Origin of the sequence: Xanthobacter autotrophicus (assembly GCF_029991245.1) — a bacterium.
Taxonomy (GTDB): domain Bacteria; phylum Pseudomonadota; class Alphaproteobacteria; order Rhizobiales; family Xanthobacteraceae; genus Xanthobacter; species Xanthobacter autotrophicus_C.
Window position 1 is genome coordinate 1 of the sequence record NZ_JAIVFO010000197.1, and the last position, 6333, is coordinate 6333.

The 6333-nt window shown below is 68.7% G+C and carries 7 protein-coding genes; 6 read left to right on the forward strand and 1 reads right to left on the reverse strand.

Features of this window, described 5'->3' with window-relative positions; translation table 11 throughout:
- The 6 genes from K9U41_RS21165 to K9U41_RS21190 form a co-directional block, all read left to right on the forward strand.
- A partial coding sequence (locus K9U41_RS21165) for a phosphoadenosine phosphosulfate reductase family protein (protein WP_282642824.1) occupies positions 1–478 on the forward strand: 478 nt, incomplete at its 5' end.
- Between the two features lie 48 nt (positions 479–526).
- Positions 527–2476, forward strand: coding sequence for an adenylyl-sulfate kinase (gene cysC / locus K9U41_RS21170; protein WP_282642825.1), 1950 nt, complete (start codon positions 527–529; stop codon positions 2474–2476).
- A 39-nt stretch (positions 2477–2515) separates the two neighbouring features.
- The gene (locus K9U41_RS21175) at positions 2516–2968 is read left to right on the forward strand and encodes an enoyl-CoA hydratase-related protein (protein ID WP_282642826.1); all 453 of its coding nucleotides are present in this window, start codon (positions 2516–2518) and stop codon (positions 2966–2968) included.
- Positions 2969–3411: 443 nt separating this feature from the next.
- The gene (locus K9U41_RS21180) at positions 3412–4437 is read left to right on the forward strand and encodes a GntR family transcriptional regulator (protein WP_282642827.1); all 1026 of its coding nucleotides are present in this window, start codon (positions 3412–3414) and stop codon (positions 4435–4437) included.
- 339 nt (positions 4438–4776) lie between these two features.
- Positions 4777–4905 carry a hypothetical protein gene (locus tag K9U41_RS21185; protein ID WP_282642828.1) on the forward strand — a complete coding sequence of 43 codons (129 nt, stop codon included), beginning with the start codon at positions 4777–4779 and terminating at the stop codon, positions 4903–4905.
- Positions 4906–5085: 180 nt separating this feature from the next.
- Positions 5086–5625, forward strand: a complete 540-nt coding sequence (locus tag K9U41_RS21190; protein ID WP_282642829.1) for a hypothetical protein — start codon at positions 5086–5088, stop codon at positions 5623–5625.
- Between the two features lie 99 nt (positions 5626–5724).
- Here the strand turns inward: K9U41_RS21190 and K9U41_RS21195 are convergent, their stop codons facing one another.
- Positions 5725–6147, reverse strand: coding sequence for a SufE family protein (locus tag K9U41_RS21195; RefSeq protein ID WP_138399321.1), 423 nt, complete (start codon positions 6145–6147; stop codon positions 5725–5727).
- Between the last annotated feature and the right edge of the window lie 186 nt (positions 6148–6333).

A 6333-nucleotide genomic window follows, 5' to 3' on the forward strand; every position in this document is an offset into this window, starting at 1 on the left:
GACGGAAGGGCTGCGCATGGCGCTGGCCAAGCACGGCTTCGACGGCGTCATCGCCGGCATCCGCCGCGACGAGGAGCCGACCCGCGCCAAGGAGCGTTTCTTCTCCCCGCGCGGCACCGACGGCGCCTGGAACGTGCGCGAGCAGCCCCCCGAATTCTGGGACCAGTACAACACGGCCCTGACCCCCGGCGCCCATGTGCGCATCCATCCCATCCTGCATTGGACCGAGATGGACATCTGGGCCTACACCCAGCGCGAGGGCATCCCGGTGATCCCGCTGTATTTCTCCAAGGACGGCAAGCGCTACCGCTCGCTGGGCGACCAGGACATCACCAGCCCGGTGGAGTCGGATGCGTCCACGCTGGACGAGATCCTGGCCGAACTCGCCACCACCAAGACCTCCGAGCGCTCGGGCCGCGCCATGGACCACGAATCCGAGGACGCCTTCGAGCGCCTGCGCACCGCCGGCTACCTGTGAGGCCAGCCCAGCGCGCCGCCTCCCGAGATTTTGAAGAGATCATTGCCCATGTCCGCGTCAACGTCCGCTTCCTCGTCCGCGTCAACGCCCGCCGCGCCGCTCGCCACCTCTTCCGCCGCGGCTGCGGCCAAGGAGCGTGAGCTTCTGCGCATCGTCATCGTCGGCCACGTGGACCACGGAAAGTCCACCCTGGTCGGCCGTCTCCTGCACGAGACCGGCTCGTTGCCCGACGGCAAGCTGGAGATGCTGAAGGAGGTCTCCGCCCGCCGCGGCATGCCGTTCGAGTGGTCGTTCCTGCTGGACGCGCTGCAGACCGAGCGCGACCAGGGCATCACGGTGGATACCAGCCAGATCCGCTTCAAGACCGCCCAACGCGACTATGTGCTCATCGATGCGCCCGGCCATGTGGAATTCCTGCGCAACATGGTCACCGGCGCCGCCCAGGCCGATGCCGCCGTGCTGCTGGTGGATGCGGGCGAGGGCGTGCGCGAGCAGACGCGCCGTCACGCCTTCCTCCTGCACCTGCTCGGCCTGCGGCAGGTGGCGGTGGTGGTGAACAAGATGGACCGCGTCGCCTTCGACCAGGAGGCGTTCGCGGTCATCGAGGAGGATGTGAGCGCCTATCTCGCCGGCTTCGGCCTGCGCCCCACCTTCGTCATTCCGGTTTCGGCCCGCGACGGCGACTTCATCTCCGAGCGCACCGCGCGCCTGCCGTGGTATTCCGGCCCCACGGTGGTGGAGGCGCTGGACGCCTTCACCGCTCCGCCGAGCCTGTCCGACCAGCCGCTACGCTTCCCCATCCAGGCGGTCTACAAGTTCGACGAGCGGCGCATCCTCGCCGGGCGAATTGAAAGCGGGCGCCTCTCGGTGGGCGACGAACTGGCGTTCGAGCCGTCGGGCGCCACCGCGCGGGTGAAGTCCATCGAGGCGTGGCCTGGCCCGGGGCCGACCACGGTGGAGGCCGGCCAGTCGGTGGGCATCACCCTCGACAAGGACATCTTCGTCACCCGCGGCGACATCGCCGCCCATGGCGACCAGCGCCCGCGCGCCGCCAAAAGCCTGAAGATACGCCTGTTCTGGCTGGACGACGCGCCGCTGAAGGCGGGCGACCCGGTGGTGGTGCGCCTGTCCACCGCCGCCGCGCCCGGCGTTGTCTCGGCGGTGACCAGCGCGGTGGATCCCGCCAATCTTGTCACCGAGGGCCAGGCGAGCCTCGGCCGCAATTACGTGGGCGAGGTGGAAATCAGCCTGCGTCAGGCCCTGCCGGCCGATCCCTACCACCTCAACGCCTTCACCGGCCGGGTGGTGGTGGAGCGCGAGCGGCGCATCTGCGGCGGCGGCATCATCCTGCACGCGGCCCGCGAGGCCCGGCTGGAGGCGCCGAAGCGCGGCCCGGTGGTGGCGGTCGATTCGGCCGTGACCCCGGCCGAGCGGGTCACGCGCTTCCATCACCAGGGCGCGGTGCTGTGGCTGACCGGGCTTCCCGCGGCGGGCAAATCCACCGTGGCGCGGGCCACGGAGCGGCGCCTGTTCGATCTCGGCGGCTCGCCGGTCTATCTGGACGGCGACACCCTGCGCACCGGCCTGAATGCCGACCTCGGCTTCTCGCCGCAGGAGCGCTCGGAGAACATCCGCCGCGTCGCCCACATGGCCGGCTTCCTCGCCCGCAACGGCCATATCGCCATCGTCGCTTTGGTGTCGCCCACGCGCGCCGACCGGGAGCAGGCGCGGGAGGTGGGCGGGCGCTTCTTCCACGAGGTGTTCATCCGCGCGTCCCTGGAGGTGTGCGAGGGGCGCGACCCGAAGGGTCACTACGCCAAGGCGCGCAAGGGCGAGATTGCCAGCTTCACCGGCATTTCCGCGCCCTATGAGGAGCCGGAGGCGCCCGAGCTGGTGCTTGACACCACCGTCGACGTCACCGCCTCGGTGGCAGCGCTGGAAGCCTATCTGGAAGAGGCTGGCGTGCTGTTCCCGCCGGATACCGATTCGCCGATCTGAGAACGGGGCGCCTTGTGGGGTTGCTCCGGCTTTGGCAGCTTGGCGGGCCCAATCCGCCAGGCCGCCGACCTTGCCATCGCTGCCGACGACATCAAGATGACCCTGGCCTACACCCGTATCGGCACTTCGCCGGACGGCTCGTCCACCTTCTCGCTGCCGCGGGTGGTGGGGTTGCGCAAGGCCATGGAGATCGCCTTGCTCTCCGATACGATCGAGGCGGCGGAGGCATTGCGGCTGGGCCTTGTGAACAAGGTGGTGCCGGCGGCCGATCTTCAGGCCGAGACGGATGCGCTGGCGAAGCGCCTCGCGGCCGGGCCGACGCTGGCCTATGGCCGCATCAAGCACCTGCTGCGCGCCTCCTTCAACCACAGCCTGTCGGACCAGCTCAACGCCGAGCGCGATGCCTTCATCGCCAGCGCCGGCACCCACGATTTCGCCGAGGGCGCCACCGCCTTCGTGGAAAAACGCGCGCCCCGCTTCGAAGGGCGGTAGAGCGACCGGACGGACCGCAGGCCCTGCCCGTCGGCTTCCGTCGGCGGGCAGGGTGCGCTTTGCTCGCAAAACACACTATAATAATGTTTATTGACTGAAATCACTTTCCATATAAAATGACTGGATATGATGGGAAGTGAATTATGACCATAGCACGCGGGCGTGTCCTTCGGGACAGCTTCCTCTTCGTCCTGGCCTACGGCGTCATTGCCGCCGCGGTCATCTTCGGCTGAGCTGCAGAGGCCTTGCGACGAGGCGTGCGCCGCCCCCGCTGCGCGAGGGTCGGACCGGTGGTGGAGCGCGCCTGGGCAGCTTTTCATCCGGTCCATGCCTCGGGTGCGGCAACCCGCGCCAGGCCATAAGCCTCTGTCGGGCTTGGCATCTCGCGCCCACTCCGGCACCCTTCCCACCATGCGATGGGGAATTGGGACGGTGAGGACGCGATGGGACACCTGATCCCAGCTGCCGGCAAAGCGGCCGAGACCGGCCGGGAGGCGGCGCGGACCAGCGGCGTCGCGCCCCGGCTGCATGAGCGGGCCTTCGACATTCTGGCGGCACAGATCGTTTCCGGTGCGCTCCGGCCCGGCGAGCGGCTGCTGGAGTCCCGGATCGCCGAGCGCTTCGGCATCTCCCGGGCGCCGGCCCGCCAGGCCCTTGCCCGTCTTGAGCAATTGGGCCTCGTGCGCCGCGCCGAGGGGCACGGCTTCGTCGTCGAGCTTCCCATCGGACCCGTACCGGCCTTTGCCGAACAGGCGCCGGCGGCGGACATCCAGCTCGCCCCCGAATCCACCTGGGAGCGCATCTACAAGGAGGTGGAGCACGAGGTGGTCACCCGCAGCGCCTTCGGCGCTTTCCGCGTGGTGGAGAATCACCTCGCCGCCGCCTACGGCGTCAGCCGCACGGTGGCGCGGGAGGCGCTGTCGCGGCTTCACCAGCGCGGGGTCGTGCGCAAGGATGCGCGCCAGCACTGGTATGCGCCGGCATTGACCCCCGCCTATGTGGCCGAGCTGTTCGAGATGCGCGCCATCCTGGAGCCTGCGGCCCTGCGGCTCGCCGCCCCGCGGCTGCCGCCGGCGATCCTCGCGGCGCTCAAGGGGAACCTCGCCGATGCCATGGCCGCCCCCGAAGCGGTGGACGGGGCGCGCCTCAGCGCTCTGGAGGAGGAATTGCACATCAGCCTTCTCGGCCATTGCGGCAACGCCACCCTCATGGATGCCCTTTCCACCTACCAGACGCTGCTGGTGGCCCTGACCTTCCTTTATGACGCCGCCGCCCGCGCGCCCGGCGTGGAGCCGTTCCTGGCCGAGCATCTGGACGTGGCGGAGCGGCTGGCCGCCGGCCATGCGGAAGCGGCGGTGGAGGCGCTCAAGAGCCACCTTGACGGTTCCTTCGCCCGCGCCATGGAACGCCTGGAGCGGGTGCGGCAGGCCCCCGCGCCCGGGCCGCTGCCCTATCTTTCGCCCTTGTAGGGCCGCCTGCCGGAGATGGCGGGCTGCGATGCGCCACAACGGTTTGCCGACGCGAACCGATGCCGCCATCCCAGCCCAACGTGTAACGGATTGATTCAATGTATTTTTGTGAAGTGCTCATGGGATGAGCCTGTCGCCGCCGCGCCCTAAAACATGGAGCGGCGCGCGCCCTTGGCGGTCACATGGGCGTGACGCCCCTCGTTGCCGCGGGCGCGGCACCTATTTGTTGATCCAGACGGGTGGCGCGCGGCACGAACAGGGTTAAGATGAACTCGTTCGTCGGCGCAGAGCCTGTCTGCTTGCCGACGACCGTCGCAAGCGTCTTGGAGGAGGATCTCCATGTCCCTCATTGCCGGTTCCGCTCTCGCCCTCGCAGCTCTCGTCGGGGCCATGGTCCTCGCCCAGCTTGCGGCGCGGCAGAAGCAGGCGGTACCCGTGCGCGTGCGGGCGCGCCGCGACAACCGCTGAGGCGCACCGCTCTCGTCCTACCCCCTCGTGTTGCCGGCCTCGTCTTGCGGCCTTCGCCCCCCGAAAAATCCTGATCTTCGCTTGAAGTGGGATCGGGTGCGCCCTTAGACGGGATCGCGGAGCGGTTTGGTCGAGGGGCATCCGGCTGGCGCCGCGCTGTCGGGGGATAGTGCAATCGATATGGATACCGACATCGAGATCCGCGTTGAGCGGGTCTCGCAGCTATTCAACATGCTCGATCCCTTCCCCTTCCGGGAGCGGGATCTCGCCCCCGAGGCCGAGGCGTATATCGTCGCCTGGGCCCGGGAGTTGCCGCGCCGCGCGCCGGTGCGCATCGTCGTGCACCTGCCCGAAACGGAAGCCGCCACGCCTGAGGCTCAGGGCCTGCCAGAGGCGATGCGCCATTATTTCGTGGATCGCGAGATCGCGGTGTCGGGCGAGTTGAAAGAACTGTTCCGCATCGGGCGGCTGTCGCTCGCCATCGGCTGCGCAGTGCTGGCCTTCTGCCTCGGCGTCGCCGGCCTGATCGGCGAGGGGGCCTTTTCGCGGAACCTGGCGGGATTTGCGGCCGAAGGCCTGCTGATCCTGGGCTGGGTCGCGCTGTGGCGGCCCATGGAGATCTTCCTCTACGACTGGTGGCCCATCGCCCGCCAGCGCAGCCTGTACCGGCGCCTTGCCGCAGCCGAGGTTACAGTGCAAAGCGCCGTCCACCGCAGCTGATGACCAGCGCGGTTGGTGGCCGGGCCAAGCCCGGCACCCCTTGAAGCCTGGCGCCCTTGAACGACCGGAACCGGCCCCGAACCTCGGGGCCGGGCTGCGTCAGGCGGCGGCGAGGGCGGCGCGGGCGTGGCCGCGGATGCGTTCCACCATGGAGCGCAGGCCGTTGGAGCGCTGCGGTGTCAGGTGACCCTCAAGCCCGATCTGCCGGAACACGCCGAGGATGTCCGTCTCCATGATCTCCTTCGGGCTGTGGCCCGACACGAGATGGAGCAGGACCGCCACCAGCCCGCGCACGATGTGCGCGTCGGAATCCCCCTGGAATTCGATGATGGTGCCGGCCGGCGTCTGCTTCAGGTCGGAAATCAGCCAGACCTGGCTGGCGCAGCCCTGCACCTTGTTGGTCTCGTTGCGCTCGGCGTCGGGGAAGGGCGGCAGCTTCTTGCCCAGCTCGATGACGTGCCGGTAGCGGTCTTCCCAATTGTCCAGGAATTCAAAATCGGCAATGAGGTCGTCTGCGTTCATGAGGCCAATTCCTCGTCTCACCTGTGGCACCCCCGAAAAACGGAAGGGGCACCCATAGAACCTTGCGGTGCAGCATAACACAGCCGGCAAGGAATGCGGTCACTTTGATTCGATGTGGCAATCGCAAGGGGGACAGCCACCCGGTGTCAGGCCGGGCGGCGCGGCGGCAGGGGGGGAGCCGCAGGG